At 55.6% G+C, this 24,983-nt stretch carries 22 protein-coding genes and 4 tRNA genes; 20 read left to right on the top strand and 6 right to left on the bottom strand.

Going from position 1 to position 24,983, the window contains the following annotated elements; all coding sequences use genetic code 11:
* The first annotated feature begins 175 nt into the window (after positions 1–175).
* The 10 genes from accD (at position 176) to PSH86_RS20775 (ending at position 7,772) form a co-directional block, all read left to right on the top strand.
* Complete coding sequence (accD, locus tag PSH86_RS20820) at positions 176–1,096, top strand: acetyl-CoA carboxylase, carboxyltransferase subunit beta (RefSeq protein WP_109754604.1); 921 nt, start codon at positions 176–178, stop codon at positions 1,094–1,096.
* Positions 1,093–2,400, top strand: coding sequence for a bifunctional tetrahydrofolate synthase/dihydrofolate synthase (gene folC / locus PSH86_RS20815; protein WP_305484671.1), 1,308 nt, complete (start codon positions 1,093–1,095; stop codon positions 2,398–2,400). The genes accD and folC overlap by 4 nt, the downstream gene beginning before the upstream one ends.
* Positions 2,384–3,055, top strand: coding sequence for an SPOR domain-containing protein (locus PSH86_RS20810; RefSeq protein ID WP_305484669.1), 672 nt, complete (start codon positions 2,384–2,386; stop codon positions 3,053–3,055). Before folC ends, PSH86_RS20810 begins: the two co-directional genes overlap by 17 nt.
* Positions 3,056–3,144: 89 nt before the next feature.
* Positions 3,145–3,705 (top strand): CvpA family protein, encoded by a 561-nt coding sequence (locus PSH86_RS20805; RefSeq protein ID WP_003179770.1) that lies wholly within the window; start codon positions 3,145–3,147, stop codon positions 3,703–3,705.
* A 41-nt stretch (positions 3,706–3,746) separates the two neighbouring features.
* Positions 3,747–5,252 carry an amidophosphoribosyltransferase gene (gene purF / locus PSH86_RS20800; RefSeq protein ID WP_109754607.1) on the top strand — a complete coding sequence of 502 codons (1,506 nt, stop codon included), beginning with the start codon at positions 3,747–3,749 and terminating at the stop codon, positions 5,250–5,252.
* 58 nt (positions 5,253–5,310) lie between these two features.
* Positions 5,311–6,522: an O-succinylhomoserine sulfhydrylase gene (locus tag PSH86_RS20795; protein ID WP_305484666.1), complete on the top strand. Its 1,212-nt coding sequence runs from the start codon at positions 5,311–5,313 to the stop codon at positions 6,520–6,522.
* Complete coding sequence (locus tag PSH86_RS20790) at positions 6,519–7,292, top strand: SDR family oxidoreductase (protein WP_109754609.1); 774 nt, start codon at positions 6,519–6,521, stop codon at positions 7,290–7,292. Before PSH86_RS20795 ends, PSH86_RS20790 begins: the two co-directional genes overlap by 4 nt.
* 103 nt (positions 7,293–7,395) lie before the next feature.
* A tRNA-Val gene (locus PSH86_RS20785) sits at positions 7,396–7,471 on the top strand.
* A gap of 58 nt (positions 7,472–7,529) precedes the next feature.
* Positions 7,530–7,606 (top strand) — tRNA-Asp (locus PSH86_RS20780).
* Between the two features lie 89 nt (positions 7,607–7,695).
* A tRNA-Asp gene (locus tag PSH86_RS20775) sits at positions 7,696–7,772 on the top strand.
* A 223-nt stretch (positions 7,773–7,995) separates the two neighbouring features.
* Here the strand turns inward: PSH86_RS20775 and PSH86_RS20770 are convergent.
* Positions 7,996–9,279, bottom strand: a complete 1,284-nt coding sequence (locus PSH86_RS20770) for an FAD-binding oxidoreductase (protein WP_305484664.1) — start codon at positions 9,277–9,279, stop codon at positions 7,996–7,998.
* A gap of 183 nt (positions 9,280–9,462) precedes the next feature.
* On the opposite strand from PSH86_RS20770, the gene PSH86_RS20765 reads away from it, so the two are divergent.
* Together PSH86_RS20765 and PSH86_RS20760 are read left to right on the top strand one after the other, a co-directional pair.
* A tRNA-Val gene (locus PSH86_RS20765) sits at positions 9,463–9,539 on the top strand.
* A gap of 83 nt (positions 9,540–9,622) precedes the next feature.
* The gene (locus PSH86_RS20760) at positions 9,623–10,267 is read left to right on the top strand and encodes a hypothetical protein (protein WP_305484662.1); all 645 of its coding nucleotides are present in this window, start codon (positions 9,623–9,625) and stop codon (positions 10,265–10,267) included.
* A 330-nt stretch (positions 10,268–10,597) separates the two neighbouring features.
* Here the strand turns inward: PSH86_RS20760 and PSH86_RS20755 are convergent, their stop codons facing one another.
* From PSH86_RS20755 to PSH86_RS20745, 3 genes are all read right to left on the bottom strand, one after another.
* Positions 10,598–11,521 carry a hypothetical protein gene (locus PSH86_RS20755; protein ID WP_305484660.1) on the bottom strand — a complete coding sequence of 308 codons (924 nt, stop codon included), beginning with the start codon at positions 11,519–11,521 and terminating at the stop codon, positions 10,598–10,600.
* 522 nt (positions 11,522–12,043) lie between these two features.
* Positions 12,044–15,295 carry an AAA family ATPase gene (locus tag PSH86_RS20750; protein ID WP_305484657.1) on the bottom strand — a complete coding sequence of 1,084 codons (3,252 nt, stop codon included), beginning with the start codon at positions 15,293–15,295 and terminating at the stop codon, positions 12,044–12,046.
* Between the two features lie 658 nt (positions 15,296–15,953).
* The gene (locus PSH86_RS20745; protein WP_305484655.1) at positions 15,954–16,229 is read right to left on the bottom strand and encodes a hypothetical protein; all 276 of its coding nucleotides are present in this window, start codon (positions 16,227–16,229) and stop codon (positions 15,954–15,956) included.
* Positions 16,230–16,731: 502 nt separating this feature from the next.
* On the opposite strand from PSH86_RS20745, the gene PSH86_RS20740 reads away from it, so the two are divergent.
* From PSH86_RS20740 to PSH86_RS20725, 4 genes are all read left to right on the top strand, one after another.
* On the top strand, positions 16,732–17,754 hold the full coding sequence (locus PSH86_RS20740) for a hypothetical protein (RefSeq protein ID WP_305484653.1): 1,023 nt from the start codon (positions 16,732–16,734) through the stop codon (positions 17,752–17,754).
* A 320-nt stretch (positions 17,755–18,074) separates the two neighbouring features.
* Positions 18,075–18,590, top strand: coding sequence for a hypothetical protein (locus tag PSH86_RS20735; RefSeq protein ID WP_305484652.1), 516 nt, complete (start codon positions 18,075–18,077; stop codon positions 18,588–18,590).
* 100 nt (positions 18,591–18,690) lie between these two features.
* The gene (locus tag PSH86_RS20730; protein WP_305484650.1) at positions 18,691–19,449 is read left to right on the top strand and encodes a hypothetical protein; all 759 of its coding nucleotides are present in this window, start codon (positions 18,691–18,693) and stop codon (positions 19,447–19,449) included.
* A gap of 494 nt (positions 19,450–19,943) precedes the next feature.
* Entirely contained in the window at positions 19,944–20,489 is a 546-nt protein-coding gene (locus tag PSH86_RS20725; RefSeq protein ID WP_176689397.1) for a DUF4410 domain-containing protein, read from the top strand.
* A gap of 170 nt (positions 20,490–20,659) precedes the next feature.
* Here PSH86_RS20725 and PSH86_RS20720 read toward each other — a convergent pair whose 3' ends face one another.
* The gene (locus PSH86_RS20720; protein WP_212801217.1) at positions 20,660–21,334 is read right to left on the bottom strand and encodes a hypothetical protein; all 675 of its coding nucleotides are present in this window, start codon (positions 21,332–21,334) and stop codon (positions 20,660–20,662) included.
* A 422-nt stretch (positions 21,335–21,756) separates the two neighbouring features.
* Between PSH86_RS20720 and PSH86_RS20715 the strand changes: the two genes are divergently transcribed.
* Complete coding sequence (locus PSH86_RS20715) at positions 21,757–21,957, top strand: hypothetical protein (RefSeq protein WP_013693816.1); 201 nt, start codon at positions 21,757–21,759, stop codon at positions 21,955–21,957.
* A 49-nt stretch (positions 21,958–22,006) separates the two neighbouring features.
* Here the strand turns inward: PSH86_RS20715 and PSH86_RS20710 are convergent, their stop codons facing one another.
* The gene (locus PSH86_RS20710; RefSeq protein ID WP_305484648.1) at positions 22,007–22,891 is read right to left on the bottom strand and encodes a LysR substrate-binding domain-containing protein; all 885 of its coding nucleotides are present in this window, start codon (positions 22,889–22,891) and stop codon (positions 22,007–22,009) included.
* Between the two features lie 106 nt (positions 22,892–22,997).
* On the opposite strand from PSH86_RS20710, the gene PSH86_RS20705 reads away from it, so the two are divergent.
* The 3 genes from PSH86_RS20705 to PSH86_RS20690 all read left to right on the top strand — a co-directional run bounded on the left by PSH86_RS20705 (position 22,998) and on the right by PSH86_RS20690 (position 24,961).
* Positions 22,998–23,420: a PACE efflux transporter gene (locus PSH86_RS20705; protein WP_305484646.1), complete on the top strand. Its 423-nt coding sequence runs from the start codon at positions 22,998–23,000 to the stop codon at positions 23,418–23,420.
* A 97-nt stretch (positions 23,421–23,517) separates the two neighbouring features.
* Complete coding sequence (locus PSH86_RS20700) at positions 23,518–24,189, top strand: hypothetical protein (RefSeq protein WP_305484644.1); 672 nt, start codon at positions 23,518–23,520, stop codon at positions 24,187–24,189.
* Between the two features lie 628 nt (positions 24,190–24,817).
* Positions 24,818–24,961, top strand: a complete 144-nt coding sequence (locus tag PSH86_RS20690; RefSeq protein ID WP_176689403.1) for a hypothetical protein — start codon at positions 24,818–24,820, stop codon at positions 24,959–24,961.
* Positions 24,962–24,983 lie beyond the last annotated feature (22 nt).

Genomic DNA, 24,983 nt, shown 5'->3' with positions numbered 1-24,983 from the left:
GGGTAACCGCGGTGCAGCGGTTGCCGGGATGGCTGAGGAGGTTGGGCTGCATGCAGGTCATGTTTCGCGCTGACCGTGGTGGCCTTCGATCCTCGCCGCACAATGAATTTAGCTCAAGGGCATACGCGGGGCCGCGAACCAGAGCGTTCGGGCCGCCGGTACTGGAGAAAGAAGCATGAGCAACTGGTTAGTAGACAAACTGATCCCTTCGATCATGCGTTCCGAGGTGAAGAAAAGCTCGGTGCCTGAAGGTCTGTGGCACAAATGTCCATCCTGCGAGGCGGTGCTGTACCGTCCCGAGCTGGAAAAGACCCTGGACGTTTGCCCCAAGTGCAACCACCACATGCGCATCAGTGCGCGTGCCCGTATCGATATTTTCCTGGACGCTGAAGGTCGTGTGGAATTGGGCGCCGACCTGGAGCCTGTGGACCGCCTGAAATTCCGCGACGGCAAGAAGTACAAGGACCGCCTGACCGCTGCCCAGAAGCAGACCGGCGAAAAAGACGCCCTGGTGTCCATGAGCGGCACTTTGCTGGGCATGCCAGTGGTGGTTTCGGCCTTCGAGTTCTCCTTCATGGGCGGTTCCATGGGCGCCATCGTTGGCGAGCGTTTCGTTCGCGCAGCCAACCATGCCCTGGAAAACCGTTGCCCGATGATCTGCTTCTCCGCTTCCGGCGGTGCGCGGATGCAGGAAGCGCTGATCTCCCTGATGCAAATGGCCAAGACCTCCGCGGTGCTGGCGCGTCTGCGTGAAGAAGGCATTCCGTTCATCTCGGTACTGACCGACCCGGTCTACGGCGGTGTTTCCGCCAGTCTGGCCATGCTCGGCGACGTGATCGTCGGCGAGCCGAAAGCCCTGATCGGCTTCGCCGGCCCACGCGTGATCGAGCAGACCGTGCGTGAAAAGCTGCCGGAAGGCTTCCAGCGCAGTGAGTTCCTGCTGGAGCACGGCGCCATCGACATGATCATCCATCGCCAGGAGTTGCGTCCGCGCCTGGGCAACCTGCTGGCTCAACTGATGGGGCTGCCGACGCCGAAATTCGTCGCCGCACCGATCGAGCCGGTCGTGGTTCCGCCGGTGCCTGCAGGCCTATGATCCAACGTACCCTGGGCGACTGGCTTGCCTACCTCGAGCAGTTGCATCCATCGGCCATCGACATGGGGTTGGAGCGCTCGCAAGCGGTAGCGTCCCGCATGGGACTCGCCAAGCCCGCGCCCCGGGTCATCACCGTCACCGGCACCAACGGCAAGGGTTCGACCTGCGCCTTCATGGCCTCGCTGCTGCGGGCCCAGGGGCTGAGCGTCGGTGTCTACAGTTCGCCGCACCTGCTGCGCTATAACGAGCGGGTGCAAGTGAACGGCGTCGAAGCCACAGACGCCCAGCTGTGCGAAGCCTTCGCCGCGGTGGAAGCCGGGCGTGGCGATACAACCCTCACATATTTCGAGATGGGCACCCTGGCGGCGTTCTGGTTGTTTGCCCGTGCCGGTCTCGATGCGGTGGTGCTGGAAGTCGGCCTGGGCGGGCGGCTGGATACGGTCAACCTGGTGGACGCAGACATTGCACTGGTCACCAGTATTGGCGTGGACCATGCCGATTACCTGGGTGATACCCGCGAGTCCGTGGCCTTCGAAAAGGCCGGCATCTTTCGCCAGGGCGCGCCTGCACTCTGCGGCGATCTCAATCCGCCCCAGCCGTTGCTGGACAAGGTTCGCGAACTGAGTTGCCCTTTTTTTCTGCGCGGGCGGGATTTCGACCTGGCGATGACCGAACAGCATTGGCAATGGCGCGGCAGCGACCTGCGGGGCAATCCGATGGAGTTGCGCGATCTGCCGCTGTTGGACCTGCCGATGGAAAACGCCGCGTTGGCGCTCCAGGCCTATCTGCTGCTGGGCTTGCCCTGGGATGCCGGGCAAATCGTCCAGGCGTTGCAGGCGACTCGTGTGGTCGGGCGCCTCGATCGTCGTCAGTTCGATTGGCAAGGCAAGCGCCTGAACCTGTTGCTGGATGTCGGCCATAACCCCCACGCAGCGCAGTACCTGGCCGAGCGCCTGGCGCGGCGGCCGGTGGTGGGGCAACGCCTGGCGGTGTTCGGGTTGCTGTCCGACAAGGATCTGGATGGCGTTGTCGAGGCGTTGGGTGCTAGTGTCCAGCACTGGGCGGTGACGCCACTGGATTCGCCGCGCTCACGTACGGCGGCGCAGTTGCAGGAAGCCTTGCAGCGTCGCGGTGCTTCAGTGCAAGCCTACGCCAGTGTGGCCGACGCCCTGGAAGGGCAGTGCGCCCTGGCGACGGCCGATGATGAAATTCTGCTGTTCGGATCATTTTTTTGTGTTGCCGAGGCCCTTCAATGGCTGGCCCGGCGCTCCACGGAGGAGACTGCAGATGGCATTGCTGGATAAGGCGTACAAGCAGCGCATGGTCGGGGCCCTGGTGTTGGTGGCCCTGGCGGTGATTTTCCTGCCGATGCTGTTTTCCCGCCAGGATGAGCAGCGCCAGGTCACAGTCGACGCGCCGGCCGCGCCCCAGGCGCCTTCAGTGCAGCCGGTGCAAGTTGAGCCAGTGGTTGTGCCCGAGCCTCAGACGTTGCCTCAGGAACCGGTGCCAAGCGACGAGGAACTGGCTGAGCAACCTGCTGCGCCTTCCACGCCTATTGCGCCCGCGCCTGCCACGCCTGCTCCGGCCGCGCCAAGCAAGCCGCCTGTCGCGCCAGTGCCTGTTCCAGCAGCACCGGCGGTCAAGCCGGCTCCGAGCCAGCCGATCACTGCGGCACCCGCCAAGCCGGATACGACCCAGAGTCGTGTGGATGCCAATGGCCTGTCAGTCAGCTGGTCGGTGCAACTGGCCAGCCTGACCAGTCGCGAAAGTGCCGAGAACTTGCAGAAAACCCTGCGCAGCCAGGGCTACAACGCCTACATCCGTTCAGCCGATGGCAAGAACCGGGTGTTTGTCGGTCCGCTGATCGAGCGTGCCGAGGCCGACCGCCTGCGTGATCTGCTCAGTCGCCAGCAGAACCTCAAGGGGTTCGTCGTGCGCTTCCAGCCAGAACGCGGCTAACAGCGATTTAGTGGATTTGAATCGTGCAGCTTACCGACAGCCCTGCGCTCTGCTAAAATGCGCCGCCTTATCCGTCTGTAGGCTGCACCGTGCCATTTACCTGGGTTGACTGGGCGATCGTTGCGATCGTCGCCATCTCCGCATTGATCAGTCTGAGCCGCGGCTTCGTCAAGGAAGCCCTCTCGCTGCTGACCTGGATCATCGCGGGAGTCGTAGCCTGGATGTTTGGTGGTTCGCTGTCCCAGTACCTCGCCGGATACATCGAAACTCCATCGGCCCGCGTGATCGCGGGCTGTGCCATCTTGTTTATCGCCACCTTGCTGGTTGGCGCAATGATCAATTATCTGATCGGCGAACTGATTCGCGTCACCGGGCTTTCCGGGACGGACCGGTTCCTGGGCATGGCCTTCGGCGCGGCGCGTGGCGCGTTGCTGGTGGTCGTGGCCGTCGGGCTCTTGAGCCTGGGGCCGGTGCAGCAGGATACGTGGTGGCAGGAGTCCCGGCTCGTGCCACAATTTCTATTGGTCGCAGACTGGTCCAAAAACCTGATCCTGGGTTGGAGCAGTCAGTGGCTTGCCAGCGGTATCAGCGTACCCGCTGAAATACCGTTCAAGGAACACCTCTTGCCGATGGCCAAAACGCCGCAGTGAGTGTTGTTCAGTTCAGATCCATTAAGTAGGGGTTGCGTCGCATGTGTGGCATCGTCGGTATCGTCGGTAAGTCGAACGTCAATCAGGCGCTGTATGACGCGCTAACCGTGCTCCAGCACCGCGGCCAGGACGCTGCCGGTATCGTGACCAGCCATGACGGCCGGTTATTCCTGCGCAAGGACAACGGCCTGGTGCGTGACGTGTTCCATCAGCGTCATATGCAGCGCCTGGTCGGTCACATGGGTATCGGCCACGTGCGCTACCCGACCGCGGGCAGTTCGACGTCGGCTGAAGCCCAGCCGTTCTACGTCAACTCGCCTTACGGCATCACCCTGGCCCACAACGGCAACCTGACCAACGTCGAGCAACTGGCCAAGGAGATCTACGAATCTGACTTGCGCCACGTCAACACCAGTTCCGATTCGGAAGTGATGCTCAACGTGTTCGCCCATGAGCTGGCCCAGCGCGGCAAGCTGCAGCCTACCGAAGAAGACGTGTTCGCCGCCGTGACCGACGTGCACAACCGTTGCGTGGGTGGCTACGCGGTGGTGGCGATGATCACCGGCTACGGCATCGTCGGTTTCCGCGATCCCCACGGGATCCGTCCGATCGTGTTCGGCCAGCGTCACACTGATGAAGGCGTCGAGTACATGATCGCCTCCGAAAGCGTGTCCCTGGACGTGCTGGGCTTCACTCTGATTCGCGACCTGGCCCCAGGCGAAGCGGTCTACATCACGGAAGATGGCAAGCTGCACACCCGTCAGTGCGCGACCAATCCGACCCTGACTCCGTGCATCTTCGAACACGTCTACCTGGCGCGTCCGGACTCGATCATCGACGGTGTCTCGGTCTACAAGGCCCGTCTGCGCATGGGCGAGAAACTGGCTGACAAGATCCTGCGCGAGCGTCCGGAACACGACATCGACGTGGTCATCCCGATCCCGGACACCAGCCGCACTGCGGCCCTGGAGCTGGCGAACCACTTGGGCGTCAAGTTCCGCGAAGGCTTCGTAAAGAACCGCTACATCGGCCGGACCTTCATCATGCCGGGCCAGGCCGCACGGAAGAAATCCGTACGCCAGAAGCTCAACGCCATCGAGCTGGAATTCCGCGGCAAGAACGTGATGCTGGTGGACGACTCCATCGTGCGCGGCACCACGTGCAAGCAGATCATCCAGATGGCCCGTGAAGCCGGCGCCAAGAACGTGTATTTCTGCTCCGCGGCCCCGGCCGTGCGCTACCCGAACGTCTACGGCATCGACATGCCGAGTGCCCATGAGCTGATCGCTCATAATCGCACCACCCAGGACGTCGCCGACCTGATCGGCGCCGACTGGTTGATCTACCAGGACCTGCCGGACCTGATCGAAGCGGTCGGCGGTGGCAAGATCAAGATCGAGCAGTTCGATTGCGCGGTATTCGACGGCAAGTACGTCACCGGCGACATCGACGAGGCCTACCTGAACAAGATCGAGAACGCGCGTAACGATGCGTCCAAGGCCAAGACTCAGGCGGTCAGTGCGATCATCGATCTGTACAACAACTGATTGACGAACCGGCCCTGAGGGGCCGGTTTGCGTTTAAACCGAATTCAGGAGTGACAGCATGAGTCAGGATTGGGGTGCCGGTCGGCTGGACAGCGACCTTGAAGGTGTAGCGTTCGATACCCTGGCGGTTCGCGCGGGTCAGCACCGCACGCCGGAAGCCGAACATGGCGATCCGATGTTCTTTACCTCCAGCTACGTGTTCCGCACCGCAGCTGATGCGGCGGCACGCTTTGCTGGCGAAGTGCCGGGCAACGTCTACTCGCGCTACACCAACCCGACCGTGCGGGCTTTCGAGGAGCGTATCGCCGCCCTGGAAGGCGCCGAGCAAGCCGTGGCCACTGCCACTGGCATGGCGGCGATCATGGCCGTGGTGATGAGTCTGTGCAGCGCCGGTGACCATGTGCTGGTATCGCGCAGCGTCTTTGGCTCGACCATCAGCCTGTTCGAGAAGTACTTCAAGCGCTTTGGCGTGGAAGTCGATTACGTGCCCCTGGCGGACCTGTCCGGTTGGGATGCCGCAATCAAGGCCAACACCAAGCTGCTCTTTGTTGAATCTCCCTCTAACCCGCTCGCCGAGCTGGTGGACATCGCCGCGCTGGCGGAAATCGCCCACGCCAAGGGTGCCATGCTGGTGGTCGACAACTGCTTCTGCACTCCGGCGCTGCAACAGCCGCTGAAGCTGGGCGCGGACGTGGTGGTGCATTCTGCGACCAAGTTCATCGACGGTCAGGGCCGTTGCATGGGCGGCGTGGTGGCCGGTCGTGGCGAACAGATGAAAGAAGTGGTGGGCTTCTTGCGTACCGCAGGTCCTACTCTTAGTCCGTTCAACGCCTGGATCTTCCTCAAGGGCCTGGAAACCTTGGGCCTGCGCATGAAAGCCCATTGCGCCAACGCCCAGGCCCTGGCCGAGTGGCTGGAGCAGCAGGATGGCATCGAGAAAGTGCATTACGCCGGCCTCAAGAGCCATCCACAACACGACCTGGCCCTGCGTCAGCAACGCGGTTTTGGTGCGGTGGTGAGCTTCGAGGTCAAGGGGGGCAAGGAGGGCGCCTGGCGCTTCATCGACGCCACCCGGCTGATCTCCATCACCGCCAACCTGGGTGACAGCAAAACCACCATTACCCACCCGAGCACCACGTCCCACGGTCGCCTGTCGCCCCAGGAGCGTGAATCGGCGGGTATTCGTGACAGCCTGATCCGCGTTGCGGTCGGCCTGGAAGACGTGGCGGACCTGCAAACCGACCTGGTCCGCGGGTTGGCGGCCTTGTGATCGAGCTGGCTACGCCGCCGAGCGGCACTCATGGCCGGGTTGCACTGGTTACGGGCGCCGCGCGGGGTATCGGCCTGGGCATCGCCGCCTGGCTGATCTGTGAAGGCTGGCAGGTGGTGCTGACCGACCTGGATCGTGAACGTGGTTCCAAGGTGGCGAAGACCCTGGGCGACAATGCCTGGTTCATCGCCATGGACGTGGCGGACGAGGCGCAGGTCGCCACCGGTATCGCCGAGGTGCTCGGGCAGTTTGGGCGGCTCGACGCGCTGGTGTGCAACGCGGCCATCGCCGACCCGCACAACATCACCCTGGAAAGCCTGGACCTGGCTTATTGGAATCGGGTCCTGGCGGTGAACCTGGGTGGGCCGATGCTGCTGGCCAAGCACTGCGCGCCGTACCTGCGCGCCCACAACGGCGCCATCGTCAACCTGGCCTCGACCCGCGCCGCGCAATCGGAACCCGACACCGAGGCCTATGCCGCGAGCAAGGGCGGCTTGCTGGCCCTGACCCATGCCCTGGCGATCAGCCTGGGGCCGGAGATCCGGGTCAACGCCGTCAGCCCCGGTTGGATCGACGCGCGAGACCCCTCCCAGCGTCGCGCACAGCCGTTGACTGATGCCGACCACGCCCAGCATCCAGCGGGCAGGGTAGGCACGGTAGAGGACGTGGCGGCGATGGTGGCGTGGCTGTTGTCGCGCAATGCCGGTTTTGTCACGGGGCAGGAGTTCGTGGTGGACGGCGGCATGACCAAGAAAATGATTTATAAGTGAGGGCGGTTGCGGGTGCCGTTTGAAACTGTTTTGAAAAAACTTCAACCCTGCTATTGACTTAGCTTCGGTACCTGCGTAAATTTCGCGGCCTCAACGAAGCAAAGGGTGATTAGCTCAGCTGGGAGAGCGTCTGCCTTACAAGCAGAATGTCGGCGGTTCGATCCCGTCATCACCCACCATGTTTTACGAGAGTCTTGCGAAAGCGAGACGGAAGCTGTCAAAAGCCTCCACCGACGCGCAGCGGTAGTTCAGTCGGTTAGAATACCGGCCTGTCACGCCGGGGGTCGCGGGTTCGAGTCCCGTCCGCTGCGCCATATTTTCCGAAGCAGGTTCGCCTGGTTCGAGATCCGAGCCCAAGGGGTTGGATCAGACGAGTTAACTGGACGCAAGTCCATAGCGATACGCAGCGGTAGTTCAGTCGGTTAGAATACCGGCCTGTCACGCCGGGGGTCGCGGGTTCGAGTCCCGTCCGCTGCGCCATATCTGCTTCGAGGCCCACTGAACGCCTTGAAGCTAAGAAGAAAGCTGAAAAGCTACTTCTAGTCGATAGCAAAGACCCTGGTCGAAAGACCGGGGTTTTTTGTTTTCGGGATTTGAAAGATTGGAACAAGCCTGTGGCGAGGGAACTTGCTGTGGCGAGGGGATTTAGCGAAACGTCGCACCGCCCCGTTGGGCTGCGAAGCAGCCCTTGTTGCTGGGCGCTTCAGAACCCCAATTTATCCCGCAACCCGTAATACCAAGCCCCCATCGCCGCGAACGGCGTACGCAACAGTTGCCCGCCGGGGAAGGGGTGGTGGGGCAGGTCGGCAAACGCATCAAAACGCTCTGCCTGCCCACGCAGCGCCTCAGCCAGGACCTTGCCCGCCAGGTGCGTATACGTCACACCATGACCGCTGCAGCCCTGGGAATAATAAATGTTATCCCCCAGGCGCCCGACCTGAGGAAGACGCGACAGCGTCAGCAGGAAATTTCCGGTCCAGGCGTAATCGATCTTCACATCCTTGAGCTGAGGGAATGCCTTGAGCATCTTCGGACGAATGATCGCTTCAATATTCGCCGGATCCCGCGCGCCATACACCACGCCGCCGCCGAAGATCAGACGCTTGTCCCCCGTCAGTCGGTAGTAATCGAGCAAGTAGTTGCAGTCTTCAACGCAATAATCCTGAGGCAACAGGCTGTGAGCCAGCTCATCACCCAACGGCTCGGTGGCGATCACCTGGGTACCGCAAGGCATGGACTTGGCCGCCAGCTCCGGTACCAGATTGCCCAGATAAGCATTGCCGGCCACAATAATGAACTTGGCCCTGACCTTGCCCTGTGGCGTATGCACAACCGGACTGGCGCCACGCTCGATGCGCACCGCTGGCGACTGTTCATAAATCACCCCACCCAGCGACTCCACCGCCGCCGCTTCACCCAAGGCCAGGTTGAGCGGATGAATATGCCCGCCGCTCATATCCAGCATGCCGCCCACATACTCCTCGCAAGCCACCACCTCGCGAATACGGCGCTGATCCAGCAACTCCAACTGGGTATGCCCGAAACGCTCCCATAAACGCTTCTGCGACTCCAGGTGGCCCATCTGTTTAGCGGTGAGGGCAGCGAATACACCGCCGTCCTTCAAATCGCACTGAATCTGATACTTCGCCACCCGCTCGCGAATGATTCGCCCACCCTCGAACGCCATATTGCCCAGCAACTGCGCCTGCTGAGGCCCGACGCTACGCTCGATCACATCGATGTCGCGGCTATAACTGTTAACGATCTGCCCGCCGTTGCGGCCCGAAGCGCCAAAGCCGACCTTCGCCGCCTCAAGCACCGTCACCTTGAAACCGTTCTCCAGCAAAAACAGCGCAGAAGACAGACCGGTGTAACCAGCGCCGATCACGCAAACATCCGTCTCAACGTCATCCTGCAGGGCAGGGCGCGGAGGAACCGGGTTGGCTGACGCGGCGTAATAGGACGCTGGATAGGATGTGTTCGCCATTCTGCAACCTCTGTTTTATATTTTTTACGAATGCGCCGATCCTACCCGAGTTAAAAATCGGCCGCCAGCCACCGCCAAATCTTCGTCGCATCGGTGAAATTAAATATTTTGCATATTCATAGGGTTAGGTGAAAAAAAGGTGTTGACACCCCTCCGGAATTCCGTAGAATGCCGCCTCACAGCAGGCACGTAGCTCAGTTGGTTAGAGCACCACCTTGACATGGTGGGGGTCGTTGGTTCGAGTCCAATCGCGCCTACCAAACAAAATCCGCTCTGCTGGGCGGTCTAGAAGGGCCCACCGAAAGGTGGGCCCTTTTTTGTTATCGCGCATAAGGACATGGTCATGCGGGTTGTCACTTTCGTCACTTTTCTTTCTATAGCACTTGTGGGTTGCTCTGGAATACCTTCAGTTCCTTACGAAGAGCCTGCTCAATCAGAGGGAGTGGCGCGTGTTCGCGTTATCACGAACTCTGATGTGTACGGAGATAGCATCGTCGGCAGTTGTGCTCCTGCTACCCGGCATAAGATGGCTGAAGCCGGACGTTTCGGGGGGGACGGGGCAGCGAACATCAACTATCCGCAGTATCCCCTGAAGTCGGCGAGCGTTGGCGTACCGAAAAGAGTTTGGCCCAGTCTTATCCAGTACATCCCTGCAATTCGGATGGGGGAAGGGTCTTACAAAGAGGTCGTAACCGAGTATCGCGTCAGGACGGATCTGCCATTCCAAATTGCAACCCGGGGCGCGACCATTGCGGGCAACGGCAGCTCTTACCGGACCTGTGGTGGCCAGGCGCTCGTTTACAAGCTGGAACCAGGGAAAGACTACGAAGCGGTGGTAGGGGTGGATGGCAGACCAAGCAAAGATGGCGATCCAGCGCTAATTTGCATGTTGGCGGTTCTCGAACTTACCACTTTGCCTGGCACTTCGATTGTGATTCCCCAAAAGCTGACGCATGCTGCGCCTCCGCAGGTGGCCTGTAAAAACTAACAAGCACCGCCTGCCATCGAGCGGTTTTTGCGTCTAGCAGAAACGAGAAAGTCCCGACTTAGGTTGGGGCTTTCTCGTTGTGGCGAATTGGGAAAAGCGGGAAAAGGGGACAGATTTATTTTTGCTTCGCTGCGCTGAGAATTTTCATCGAATGGATTTGCTTGGATCAATTAGCTGCAGGTTAGAAAATAAATCCATCCACCTCTCCCCGCCGGTGAAATATATCGTCCCGGCGATTCGGATGGATGAAGTGTCCGATCGGGGACAGACCGCGGTGATAAGAAGGGTTGATTACAAATAAGCTCAATCGTGGTCCGTCCCTTGTTTCACTTACTGGTCTTCGAGACCAGGAATAGAAAGTGGGACAGGAGTATCAGTTGCTGGCGCAACGGGCGGAGCTATAGGAGGGGGCTGATTGCCAAGTTGGCCTTTGACCTGGGGCAAGGCATAGGCGCTTACGAATAAGTTGCGGCGCTCATTTAGTGTAAGTATTTGTTTGCTAAGAGTAGATTTCTCTGCGGATGAAAAGCTCAGGCTTGAGTCGTTGAGTAAGTTTTTGATTCTATTTATTTCATTATCAATTGAGAGAATTGCAGCGCTGTTATCAATGGCGCTAGTCGGGGCTGCTTCTGCCTTGTTCACTAACCCTACAAGAGCGAATGGAATGGAGCAGAGGTTGTGGTAGGCAATTGCGTCGACTATTGCTAAGGGGTATGGGTAGGCACTAATATCATCTTGCTGGCGCGCAGCAATCTTTGCGTATAAATCCTTTCTTGTTTGAAGAATTTCTTTGGTGATAGCGGGCATTAAGATACCCTGGTACATCTCTTGATTAATGGAGTTGTTGGTGGAGCTGAGGACGGCTGCTGTACCTGCAAGGTTCTGGCCTGCTCTGCCTGCCACGATGGCGGCAGCAGTTGAAGCGATAGTTGTCATTGTGCCGAAGCTTATATTTCTTGCGGCGCGCTGGTTGTGGATACTCTCAACAAAGTAGTTGCAATTTACTTCTGATTTGGCAAGGAGTTTAGATTGCTCAAAGTTTCTGATTTTTCTTTGCTCATTCTCTGATCTGGTTGAATCCTCTCCCTTCTTAAGCAGGTCTTCAATGCTGGTAGGGGCCGTGGATTCGGGGGTTATTAATCTGGATGAATAGCCTTGATTGGCAAGGTTTTGTTGCTTGAAGGCTTCAAAAAATTTCTCAGTCGTGGTACAGCCGCTCAACAGCGTTGCTGAAAGCAGTAGGACGGCTCGCATAATTGCTTCCTTTCGGCGAGGGGACAGGGTTTCCATTACTTATAGCGTACTAGTGGCACAATGCAAGCAGTGCTCATTTTTGACATCCGATGCCACTCTCGATCTACTGCGTGCTTGGCAGGGGAACACGAGGATAGACCACGACTATGAGACGGGTCGATTACAAGGGACCTCAAAATTGTGGTCTGTCCCCAGTCTCATGATGGCTCTGGACGACTGAATAGGTTAGCCGGCCACTCAGCGCAACCAAGCGAACGAAGCCCTGTTCAAGGCACGTACCCGCGCATTGCGGGAAAAGGGGAAAGGAGAAAGGGGAAAGGGGAAAGGAGAAAGGAGAAAGGAGAAAGGGGACAGATTTATTTTTTGCTGCCCTGAGGGCTTCCATCGAATGGATTCGCTTGGGTCAACTAGCTGCCGGCTAAAAAATAGATCCGTCCACTTTTCCACTTGCCCCCCCATCGCGACAGCACGGTTTGGGCACGTGGTGCCGATTAGTACGCTCATAGCAATATCTCGGGTGAATCACGTGATCGGTCTTGGAAATAACGGCACCCATGGCGTTGTGCCCGCTTTTCCACGGAACAGGACAGGCAAGGAGTTGTTCGGGCACGTGGCAGGCAATACCAACAGCAGACCCTGCTCCTGAAAGCCCAGTGGAGACTTGTACAGCTTAGCGCCCAGTTCCTGGCATAGAGCTTTGGCGCGGTGCATCTCATCTGCATCGCTCCAGAATCCGATACCTGATTTCGGAAACGCGAAATACTCGCTCGCCATGATTTCACAGGGGTAAAACTGAGAGGTGATATCAAATTTGCTGAGCGCAGCCGTGACCTTCTTCTCACCCTCTTCTGTAGATACCAACGCGATAGCCAGCAATGGAATTTTCAACGAAGATAATTGCTCTGCGATGGGCCCGACCAGCCCCGCGACTCCTTTCGAGAGCGTCTCGCCACTGCCCACCACGTCGTCGACGACGATCAGGGCTTTGGGAGGCCCCTCTTCTCGTAGCTGGATTCCGTTTAGACGCTTGAGCAGGTCGGTATGATCAAGTATGCAGGTAAGGGAGATGGCATTGGCTTTAGCGTACTCGCGGGCGTACTGCTGACCGCTCTTCCCCGCTCCGTCAACGTAGGTGATCCACACGTCCGTGCGCCGGTCGGTTTTTCTGGTTATCGTCAGCGCGCCGATTGCCGGCCGCACCACGCGGTCATGTGCGAGTTTGAGGTGGTCTTCAATTTCTAAAGGTGACAGGAACCTGATGTGCTGCAAAGTCTTGAACAACAGCCTCTGGTTTTGCATCAACGGCAACTGATCCAGCCACGCCCTGACTTGCTCAGCGTTAATTTTTTGCGCGCGGTAGGTTGGCCAGGTAGTCACCAGTTGTTGAATCTCAGTGGCGGTAACATGCGCCTTGTCTTCCGCCTGCTTGATGCTAACTTCGAGCTCATCTCCCAACGTGCTGGTAATCAGCTTGCTCAGACCGAACTCGGTTAGCCATGCTTCGAATATGGGAACCGTGAAAAACAGCTCGCCATTACGTTCGCACAAAATTTCCCTGCGCTGGAAGTCGCTGAGCAACGGAGTGATCTCATGTTCTGGAAGGTGCGCTCCCACTGCCTGCTGTTTGACATCATCCTCTTTTCGCTTGTGCTCTCTCAGCGATCGTCCGATACCGACCAGCAACCTGAGCCGCTTGAGCTCGGTGACCTCGGCAAGATCACGTTCGAAACTGATACCGTCTTTCCACAGATGCGCAAACGCGTTGGTATCGAGCTCCGGCAGGAGCAACGTCAACCCTCTGGAAATGTCTGGGGCAATAATCTCGGTATCCCGCTCTGCAACTGCTGCGCTTACAACCTTGGAGCACAACAGCTTTGTGTAATATGGGTGTCCATGGGTAAGCGTGAATAGCTCGTTGATCGCCGCAGCATCCCAATTCAATATGCCCTCGACAGGCTTGCTGATGAGCTCCAGATACTCCGTCCATTCGGAGCTCCGGGAAAAATAGTCCAGAGGCTCACGCGAGAATTTGTTCAGCTGGTCGCCTTGCGCGCCAATGATGAACGGCATTTTCTCACCGCCCACCAGGATGAACGCCAGATTCTTCCTGGCGGCAAGCGTTCGCAGATTAGCGAAGAAGGTTTCGGCCAGTGGCCCAGAGCGGTACAGCTCAGGATGGATTTCGTCGAACTCATCCAGAATGATGACAAATCGCTTATTGGGATATTTTGCCTCAAGCTTTTTGGCCGCAATATTCAGGTCTGCGATCGACTCGGAAAAATCAGGAGTTGTGACCTCGGCCGCCGAAAGGAACTCGCTCAGGAACGAGTAGATGTTTTCCCCTAACGTCCTGAGTGTCTTTTGAGGGGTAGCAGAACAATATTCGCCATATTCAAGGTACAGGCTGTGAAAGTCGTCGTGTTCCTGAACGAGATAGTTGGCCACAGCCCTGGCTAGGGACGTCTTGCCGATCCGCTTCTGGCCGGTAATGTACGAGGACGTCATGGGGCGCTTTAGCAGCTTGTTCGCGATCGCCTTCACCTTGGCGACCCGTCCCACAAACATGTCGCCCTCAGCGACCTCAAGGCTGTAGGGCTCCAGAGACTCCAAAGAAGTCCAGTCCACGGTTTCGTTCTGACCTTCGATCTTCACCTCGAAAATGCAGCTTTGCCTCGAGCCGAAGACTTCTCCCCAACTGACCTCGATCGCTATCTCGAAGTTTTTCGATGCTTCGATGACATAACCACCAAAACACATCGCGAAGTGGCCCGGAGGTACGTCTCCCAGACAAAGCTGGTCGTTTTCAAGCGCAATGTTGGAGTCCAGCCCGCAGTCGATTTCAACCACCACATCGACAGCCGTGCTTGGGCCTTTGTTGACCATCGGCAGGGTGAAGTTTATATAGCGATCGACCTGATGCAGTGGGTACTTTTTCTCCGCGCATTTCGGGGGAGACCTCAAGGACTCGATCGTGGATCGGAATTTCTCCGAAGCAGAGCTTTTCACCTCCTCCAGCGCGTTACTCACTGCAATGAGGAATGGACTGACAAACTCGTCCGTGAAAAACGACTGGCAGGTCTGCACCAACGTCATCGCCTCGGAGACGGCTCGCTCGGTGTCGTCAAAATTCGTCTTGTAGTCAGCCCCGCCGCTCGCGGATAACGCCTCAAGCCCTTCGCATATCGACTCAAGCTTTATCTTGATCGGCACGATGTTGAAGGGATGCATATACCCTAAAAACAAATTGTGCCTGAGGCATTTCAGTATGGTGTTTTTCTGGCCGGCGATCTCTGAAAGCGAGCCCGACACCGTGGCCAAGGGAGTGTAGTTGGAACATACCGTGCTATGGAGTGAACGCAGAATATTCAGTTTTTCATAGGTCTGCTGTTTTTCGATCTTGGCAAATTTCATCAGATCAGGCGCGTGGCTTTCGATGATATTCAGGATCTTCCTGTCGACCAAACCATGGGGATCATCGAGAGGCAATAACCCTTCAATCGAAATGCATCGAATCAACAGTACAGCGACGACGCGATGGCCAGTGGTGGCTGTTTCCACCTTGCTGAGAACGCGCTCAAGATTCGCGCCAGAGTAATGGCCGGTGAAATGGCAGACATTACCGATCGTCGCAACTAATGCGTCCCTGGCATCGGCATAGGACGCTGAGCTATGTAGGCCAAGGCCAAGCTTGTGAATTTCAGCTTCAACCGTAAACACGTCATTTGTATTGACGGAAGCGTTGTTAACAGCTTCGTGCCCTGGCATTGCAGTCATCTTTATTTCCCTATAAGAAACGGTTTTTATTATTCGAACTTATGAGCTGCTACAGCAACATAGCCCACGGAGTAAGCAACGTCCAGAGCGTTTGCAATGGCTCAGAAGTGACCATGTGCGACGGGAACTTGCCATTGTCACGAGACGGCACCTAGTGCATCACCCGGATGAGTCCCACAGGAAAATCGACTGACCGAGGTGATTCGACGGGGTCACCCGCCGCCGATGTGAGAAAAGGGGACAGATTTATTTTTGCTTCGCTGCGCTGAGAGTTTTCATCGAGTGGATTCGTTTGGATCAACTGGCAGCCGGCTAGAAAATGAATCTGTCCCTTTTTCCGTCGAGGTCCGGTCGTGAAAGTCATCCGCGAGGCGTATCCTCAACTATGTACTCGTCAGTTCCTGGCAAATGAGTGACGTAGGCCACCTTGTATCCATCGCCTAGGCTTGCAGCTCTTGATCTTGCAGCATTTTCAGTCGGAAACGCTGTGACAAAGGTTGATGGGCTCTCACGAACCACCGCCCAAGTGAAAATCCATCCCTCTTTGCGCGGGTCTTTTTGTTGATCGCTCACATTGACCTCCAGATCATAAACGCGCCGAAATTGGCGCAATCCCAGTCCTTGGGCTTGCAGACAAAGGACTGGGGAATCCTTTGAACTAAAAGAGCATAAGCGCAACGTTGAGTACCTCAAGTGAAGGGTCTTCGTCCGCCTCAATTAGATTTGGAACCGCGTCAATATTTTCCCAGTGAGCGTTGCCAATGGGCTGCCCTGGCGGGGCAAAAAAATCGATGAATCTGTCCCGATTGATCGAACTGCCTTCAAGCACATCGAACATGGCTAGCCGAAAGTGATACAGGCCATTCTCAATCAGCGGTGCATTCCTGATTGCGTACCGCATCAAATCCGCTCGCTGTTTATTGGATAAAGGCATTGACCCGCCCCGTGTGACGTAGCCAAACGCTACTACCGAAACACTGAAGTGTGCTACTGGGGATTCGTACAGGACGACATCGATTTTTTTAGAGATTTGGCTTGGATGTTAGATTGCCCAATTCCGAAGAACGGGAAAAAGGGGATTTATTTTTTTGCTTCGCTGCGCTGCAATCTTCCATCCAAATGGATTCGCTTGGATCAACTAGCTGCCGGCTAGAAAATGAATCCGTCCCCTTTTCGGTTGTCCCCTTTTCGGTTACGGCGGGGAAGTTGAAGTCTTCAAAGCCAGTCATCGGCCCGGCCAGCTACAGCCGGTTGGCGCGGTTGGCAGCGAGCGTGATGCCGGCCTTGGGCATCGGTGCGACGCGGTTCATGCCCATCGCATAGGCCTGACCTTGGAACGCAATGAGCTGATCGAGAAGCGTTCGGCGTGCTGATGGTGCAAGTTTTCGATGGCATGGCGATCATCTGAGTGGTTCCGATTTTCTACGAGCATGGCTATGTCCCTGCCGTGGCATGCCCGGGCGGCGTTTACGGTACGGATGTTGGGAAACGGGCGATACAAATCTCAACGCATTCATGGAGTAAATGCCGGCTGTATGCCATCATTCGGCCTGAGTGCAGTTCATATGGCGAGGGATCTACTTATGGTCAAAAAAAATAATAATGAATTAGTTACCGAAGCAGAAGTTAAGAAAAAATGCTTTATTGTTACTCCAATCGGCGCCGATAACAGCCCGACTCGGAGAGCAGCGGATGGACTTATTAACGCTGTTATGAGGCCCGTGCTAAAAAATCTAGGTTTCGAAGTTTATGTGGCTCATGAAATAGCTGCGCCGGGCTCAATTACAAAGCAAGTAATTGAGCACGTTGTTTATGATGAATTGGTGGTGGCTAATTTATCTGAGTTAAATCCAAATGTTATGTATGAGCTTGCAGTTCGACATTGCGTAGGGTTGCCAATAATCGTTTTGGCTGAAAATGGTACTAGGTTACCATTTGACATTTCTGATGAAAGAACATTGTTTTTTGAGAATGATATGGCTGGAGTGGTCGATCTGGGCCCTAGATTAGCTGCCGCCGTTGAGGCGGCAATGTCATTGGAAGAGGCGGACAACCCAGTTCTCCGTGTTACAAGCAGTAAGGCATTGCGTGAATCCGTGGAAACAGATGATGCGCAGAGTTTTCTCATTAAAAAGCTAGATTACATAGAATCTTTTATCGGGGAGGTGAAGTCGGGAGCGATGTCTACCAATTTCGCAAAGGTGGCTAACGCGCCCGGTAATACGTGGTTATATCAACTTGATATGGAAGGTGAAGCAACAAAGTGCGAAAAGGCTAGAGTTGAAGTTGCGTCAATGCCAGGGGTAATTCAAATGTTGAATGTTAAAACCTCCACTGATGACGCTAAGATTCGATTTCGCGTAAGATCTACAATTGAGTTGAATTTTTCGCTGTTGGGGGATATTTGCAACAAGCTGGGGGTAAGTGTTGTTGTAGGTACCTTGAGAACGGGATTGTGATGTTGATTTTGAAAATAGGGAAAAGGGGACAGATTTATTTTTTTGCTTCGCTGCGCTGCGAGCTTCCATCGAGTGAATTCGATTGGATCGATTAGCCGTCGTTAGAAAATAAAACCGCCCCCTTTTCCCTTTTCCCCGTATTGCGGGCCAAGTCCTATAAGTTAGCGCTCTGTGAGTGATAACCTACGAGTTCTTCCATAAATGATATTGGACCAATTATGAAAAACTGTGTGAGGACGCTTGGAGCTAGCCTCGCCAACAGTATAGTGATCCCCGCCGCTTGGTTGTCGGGGCTTGCGACGATAGGACTCTTGTGGGGCATGATAGAGTTTTCGCCCGGTAAGCTTACAGTCGAAGGACGTCAGCTCTTCCTGGCTTCTGTTTCTATTTTTTGCCTCGCCATATGGCATTTGATACGGCGCAAGAGACGAGCAAAAGCACTTGTAGCATCCATCAACCTAAAAGAAGGCCTGAACCTTGATGATACTCAGCTGCTCGGCTATCCAAGCCCCATATTTCTTGCCTTTGACCTCTCCAACAAGAAACTCGCTCAATGCCAAAGCGCCACCGGCGACTATCAAATTCGAGACTTCACGTGGGTAACAGGATGGCAGTGTGAGTGGCAACGGATTGACAGCAGGGTGTCGGGCGGGGTTCTTCAAATAGTCGATGGGGCGGGCATGAGCGTTCCAGCCGACGAGATTCGGCGTAGATTCATAGGATTCTCACTGGTTTTGACGGTTGCCGATACAAGCCATCCTCTCCTCCGTTTTCCAATGAACCGGAGCGCAGCTGAAAGGTGGTGCGCCCGGTGCAATGTACTTTTCAAGGACTAAACACGAAACATCACACCAGAAGATAATTATCTTTAGAGCTCGCGTCAGCAGCTCGACGAGCAGCATGTGTTCCGATGTTCACTCGAAATGAGGACCGTTGATGCCGTACAACTACACGAACGGCCGTTACCTAGTCTTCAAAGGCAATGGCAGCGACGGGGCGCCCTTGGGCCGGATTCACCAGGACGGAAAAGTTCGAAACCTCCGGGGTGAGCCGCTGTACTACATAGACATGGACGAACGTGCGTTCATTTCGGTCGATTTTGTCTTTCAGGGTGAAATACAAAAATGTCGCGACACGTTTTGTGTGCTTAGCGACAAAACGCTTTTCACATTTTCCGAGATGCAGGTTAAGCCACTGGGAAACGAGACCGAGGAGCAGGCGCTTCACAAGGAGTTCAAAAAGAGGTCGCTAAGTTTGGCAGGGCAGATTGTTCAGGCGAAGAATGAGATGGTGCAGGCACGCTTGGATATGGCCTGGTCCAATTTAAACCCTTGCCGCCGTTTCCGTGCCTTCTTCACGAGCCGAGCCCGCAGGGAGCGAGCATCGCCAGGACGGCGTTACAGTGGGTTAGAAAGTGATCATGAGTTCAAATCGAAGTCTGTCCCCATCTCCTCGTCGTCTCTCGCGACAATGGTCTTGTGGGCTGCGGATGCAAGGAAAACACAGGCAGACCACGATTATGAGGCGGTCCGATTACACGTGGACTCAAATCGCGGTCTGCCCCCAGCTTTCTGGTTTCCGCCGATTGAGGTGGGTTCCATAGCGGCACTTGCAGCAAGTCCCCGTCGTAGCTCGCGCTGGGAAAGCATCCAGTCAATCTATACTCCGCGTTTTGCCCGGACACTCGTCAATTGATTGGGACTTAAATGAAAAAGGTAGTTTTGGCTCTCTCGCTGGCCGCACTGGTAGCCTGCATGCCTTATCAATCAGTGAGCTCGCCAGATCCAAATTGGATGCGTCTGGGTGGAGAAGAGCCTGAAGGTTATCCAAGGACGTTTGTTGAGAACCTGAGCGGCCATTGCGCTCTGGTTACCGAGTCATGGACTGATGGAAGAATCAACGGTCGTCTTTTGTGGACCAAGAAGCAGTCTCGAAAAGCTATTACCTGCCCATAGGCATCTGTGTAAGGGCTGATTCGCGGCGGGGGAGAAGGGACATACCGCGATTTTTGAGATCGCTAAATTAATGTACGCAATATCGTGGCCTGTCCCAGTCGTTCTGACTCCCACCCCGGCTCGTAGTAGCGAAGTAATGGTGCTAAATTCTGCGCGTCCAGCGTGTGCGCCCATCTGGCTAGACGGGGATATTCAACGCCCTCTCTCAACCGATTTTGTGGATATGGAAATTCAATGAACACATCCAAGCTTTCGATTGCGCTGTCCTGTGCTGTTGCTGTTTTGATGTTGAGCGGATGCGCTGCCTCTGTAAAAAGCGGCGGAACTGAAACGCTCGTCATTCAGGAGTCAGCCAAGCAGAATCTGGTCGTTAACTTTGAAGGAAATAGCAAGGTTCAACAAAACGAGGACTGGCCTCGCTTGAAGCGGGAGTGGAATGACGCCCTTCAGGTCGAAGCGACTCGCGCCGGCTACAGCCTTACAGAAGCTCAGGCATCAAGCCTCGACGGCAAGGACGGTGTTGGTATCAAGATCAACGTGACCAATTTCCGTTACCTGACCCCAGGCGCTCGCTACGGAGCAGGGGTTATGGTGGGGAATGCGTGGGTCAACTCCAGTGCAGATTACTCGGACCTGAAATCAGGCCGCCTGATTGGAACTCGGACGTATGACACGTCGTCTTCTGCCTGGGAAGGTGTCATGTCGGCTATGACCCAAGAGCAGGTTCAGGCTATTTCTCAGAAAATCATCAGTGACATCAAGAGCGCAAAAGCCAAGTGATGCAATCCTGGCTAATCAGCGTCGTTGATCGGGGCGGGTGTCGATCTGATGCACGCCGCTGTTGATCTTTCGGAAAGCGGATAGGTGGCAGGGGAAACGGGGGGCAGGTCACGATTATGGGATTCAGATGAATTCAAAATCGTGGTTTGTTCTGGTTTTTTAGTGGCTGGCTAGTCATCTGTTTTTAGTTTTTTAATGTCTCCGTTTGAAGTCTTGAAGTAGTTTATTATATCTTTTTGTTGTAATCCCGAGATTACTTTCATTTCGTTGAGGTTGTTGAAGTGAAAGAGCTTTAGTTCTCCGGCGTATGTGGCGACAATTGTTTCGTCGTTTTCAAGGTGGCATACATACATGTTGTGAAATGGGCCGCGTGTTTCGGGCCAGTCATCAGGCTTGGTGGTTGTGGATGGTATTGGGCCGGCGAACGTTTGATCGTTTCCTGACTTGAAGTCTTCAGTTAGATTTCCTGTATAAAATTCAAGGTGACCAATAACATATTCTATTTTTCGAGTTTGAGGTGGTGCCGACGGAAAGTGGTAAATGTCATTAAAGTCTCGGCTTAGAAAAGAGCCTGTGTCTCTATAGTTTCCTGCAGAATTGATCCCCTTGGAGATTTTCCATGATTCCCAGTAGGTTACAGTTTGGTTGGGGGTTTTTTCTACAAAGACTTCATCTGCCAGTGAAAACTCTCTTGTTGTAATAGTGACTTTTTGTATTAGATATCCATCCGATTTGGGGTTGTTAATTAAGAATGAACATTTCCAGCTTACGTCTCTTCCTTGTGTTCTGCTAGGTAAGTCCAGAGAAACTATTGCTATTTGGGGTTTGTCTTTCATTAATTCCATATGTGCGATCTCCGGGGGTATTACTTTCGGACTCCAAGAACCTTGAGCAGACTTATGGTTGAACGCCTGATCACCGGTGGAGTAGACCAGGACTTCAGTATGATCGATACCACGACAAGTCACGAACGCTGGTGTCTTGTGAGAGTGGTCCTTACCTATCCACCCTCCGAACTGGAAGCATAGCTGCGTATGGAAAAATGGAAAGACCACGATTGTGGGACGAGCTGATTGCAAATGAGCTCAAAATTGTGGTGTGTTCCCAGTTCTCTCTTTTGCTCGAAACCTTGTTGCTCATACAGGTCCGGTACCGAGAGTGCGAATGGTTGGTCGTTAGCCGGGTCTGGACACCTGCATAGTGTTCTGGCGCGTGATGTAATCGCGTTGATGCTGATGAAGCAACGCCCCCGAGGAAGGGTCAATCAATGCCAAAGAAACTTCAGGAAAGCAAAGCAGCGACTGCTGCTGACATTGAGCGTTCTATCCAGGCGCTGAACAAAATGGCTGAACGCCTTTGGGGTGATGGGCGGGAAGCTGAGGCGAAAGCCCTGCTCGATGCCTTGGATGCTTTAAACAGGGCGCTCGATAGGATCAGGATTGGGGAGAGTCGCCGGGTTCTTCATTGAAGCGTGAAGATATTGGGGGCACACCCACGATATGAAGCGGGTTTCCGATTCAGCCGTTGCTGTGCCCCAACAACCACTCACTAAACACCTGTACAGCCGCCTGTCGTTCCCGCCCCGGCACACACACCACGCTATACCGTGCACCCACCAGACGAACCTCAGGCCGATAGCCAACCAATTCCCCACGCGCCACAGCCTCAGCAACCAGCACATTGCTGGCAAGCACCAGCCCATGCCCGGCAATCGCCGCCTGCAGCGCATGTTGTTCTTCGTCATAACGCCGGAATCGTGCGTTATCCAACCAGCCCAGAGTGCCAGCCTTGGCGCACCAAGCAGGCCAGTCAACCGCTACGTTCGCGCTACTCAGCCACGGCACGTCGATCAATTCGACGGGGGAGCCCATAGCGGGCGGTTGCCAGCCAGGGCGGCAATAAACGCCAAAGTACTCGTCCAGCAAAGGCTGTTCGAACAGTTGTGGGTCAGGCGTGAACAGGGCGCGGATCGCCAGGTCGATGCTGGCGTCTCGCAGCAGGTCGACCACGTCGTTGCTGGTATGCAGCCTGACGTCGATATCCGGGTACAACCGATGAAAATCCCCCAGCCGAGGTATCAACCACAGGCTGGCGAACGCCGGCGTGGTGCTCACGACCAGGGACTGCGCAGCACAAGGCGGCGCCAACACTTGCAGGCCGTGCTGGATATCAAGCAGGGCGCGGTGCATGTAAGGGTGGAGGCGCTCGCCGTCGGCGCTCAGGCGCACGTTTTGGCTGGAGCGTTCGAACAGGCGCACGCCAAGGAAGGCTTCAAGGCTTTTGACCTGATGGGAAATCGCCGCCGGGCTGACATTCAGTTCCTGGGCCGCTGCCTTGAAGCTGCCCAGCCGTGCGGCGGACTCGAAGCCGCGCAGGGCGGTGAGGGGCAGTTTGGCGAACATGGGCGGGTAGGTTACTCAGGTTGAGCGTGGCTCAATTTAGCTCAATTGTGCGCGGGGGCTCAACTTGCCAGGCTGTGGTTTCCAAGTCCAACCAAGGAGCTCTCCGATGCAAGGCGCACCCCGTAAAATCCTCCAGGCCATCCTCTACGAAGCCGGCGGCGTGCTGTTCGTCGCACCGGCGCTGGCGCTGATCTACGGTCAGGGCGTGGGCTATTCAACCCTGCTGTCACTGGTTATTTCTGCCGTCGCGCTGGCCTGGAACATGCTGTTCAACGGCTTGTTCGAGTGGTGGGAGCGTCGCCAACGCAGCCGCCATCGCAACTGGCAGCGACGACTGCTCCATTCCCTGGGATTTGAAGGTGGCTTGACGCTGATTCTTACCCCCGTGATCGGGGCGTGGTTGGGCATTAGCCTGTGGCTGGCGTTGGTGACTAACCTGGGGCTGTTTGTGTTCTTCTTTTTTTACTCGCTGGTTTTTCAATGGCTGTTTGATCGGGTGTTTGATGTTCCGCTTTCGGCGCAGTCCTGAAGGCGGCTTTCGTTGGCTACAAAGTAAGCGTCATTCAGGCATCTCCCATATAGTGGCAATTGAATGGCATGATTGGCGCTCACCTAAGGAGAGACGCATGCAATTTTTACAAAAGGAAAAACGCCATTATTTGACTGACGAGTTCATCGGCACGGAGCAAGGGTGCGGCATATTCATACCTGCCAACAAAGCGCTCTACAGCTTTGTGCGAGAAAATCCCAGTCATACCGATCATGCGCAGGTGGCTTCAAAGGCGCTGATCATTGGTCGCAGCCTGGCTGCATCGGTCGAGCGTCGCACCAAGGATGAGGAGGATGGCTATGAGGGTTCCACGGGAGGCTTCTATGCGCGGTTGGCTAAATCTATTTGCATCTCAGATGTAGGTCTGGAAGCGTCCTTTCTTCCAGTCGGGGAAAGGCTTGCCGGATCTGTCTGTATCACGGTGAACAAGGTGCATTCCCGGCTCTGCGAGGCTATCAGTGCCGTCACTAACAAGGACGCGAGCAGCTTCGCTTCGAAGTATCTGCACTTCCATTATCCGACTTTGTTTCCAATGGTCGATTCGCGAGCCAGGGAAGCGCTGAAGTGGATCGCGGATGAGGAGGGGTTGGTTTTCGCTCCGACCACGGCGGGTATGTCGAAAAACTACGCGACCTACGTAGACTTCTATTTGCGCGTTCGCAGCCTGTTTGAAGAAGAACTTGGCCGGGAAATCAGTCTTAGGCAGATGGATAATATTCTGCTTAATCGCTACGACAATTGGGTTTAGAGACATCCTTTCAAACCTGCGTTGGCGGTTTTTATCGGAGCAACTAAGGCGCTAAGGTCATCTCGAGGGGGCTCCCAATGTTCTCCCAACTCTTCGGCAGTGTCCCGAGTTACCGGCGCCAGGTACTGACATCGATCCGCAACGCCCAGCCGACCGCAATCGATGAAACCCGTAAAACGAACGTCAATACCTCCCGATCGACAAGCCCGGCTTCCATTCGGGCTTGGGCCTCGGCAATGCGATGGCTGGTGCTATGGTCGAAGGGGCATCGACCGGATCGAGTTGATGGAGTTGGCGCAGGGCGTCGGTGATGACATTGACCTTGGATGCCTCGTCGATGGGGGCTGACAGCAGGTCAACCCCCGGCACTGCGCTTGACAACAGCCAATCCCTGTCAGTTGTGTGGGCTTCATCAAGGACATGGGCGCAAGGTGTGCCGGTAGACGCCAGCCAACGCAGACCAGGGCAGGGTGTCATTGGTCGGCGACTCGTCTAGACCGGGGTTTATACGGGGATAAAGGGTTGTCATGCAGGTTGATGGCGACTACCCTGAAAATGTTTGGATTGTTACGAAGTGTTTCAAGCGTGACGATTTTCGGTAAACCTACTTAAGGACGAGGTGAACACAATGTTTTCTCATGAAGGTACTGCAATAGAGGTTCTGCTCTTCATTTTTGGCTTTGCTGGGTTTGCCCTGGCGCTGTGGTTTTTTCACTCTTATTTTGAGCGCAAGAGAGAGAATGGTGTAAAAAAACAACATTTCGAGCGTTGAACACCAACTGTCGCTTCTTTCG

Origin of the sequence: Pseudomonas sp. FP2300 (assembly GCF_030687595.1) — a bacterium.
Classification (GTDB): Bacteria; Pseudomonadota; Gammaproteobacteria; order Pseudomonadales; family Pseudomonadaceae; genus Aquipseudomonas; species Aquipseudomonas bijieensis.
This window is presented reverse-complemented; position numbering and strand designations above follow the sequence as displayed.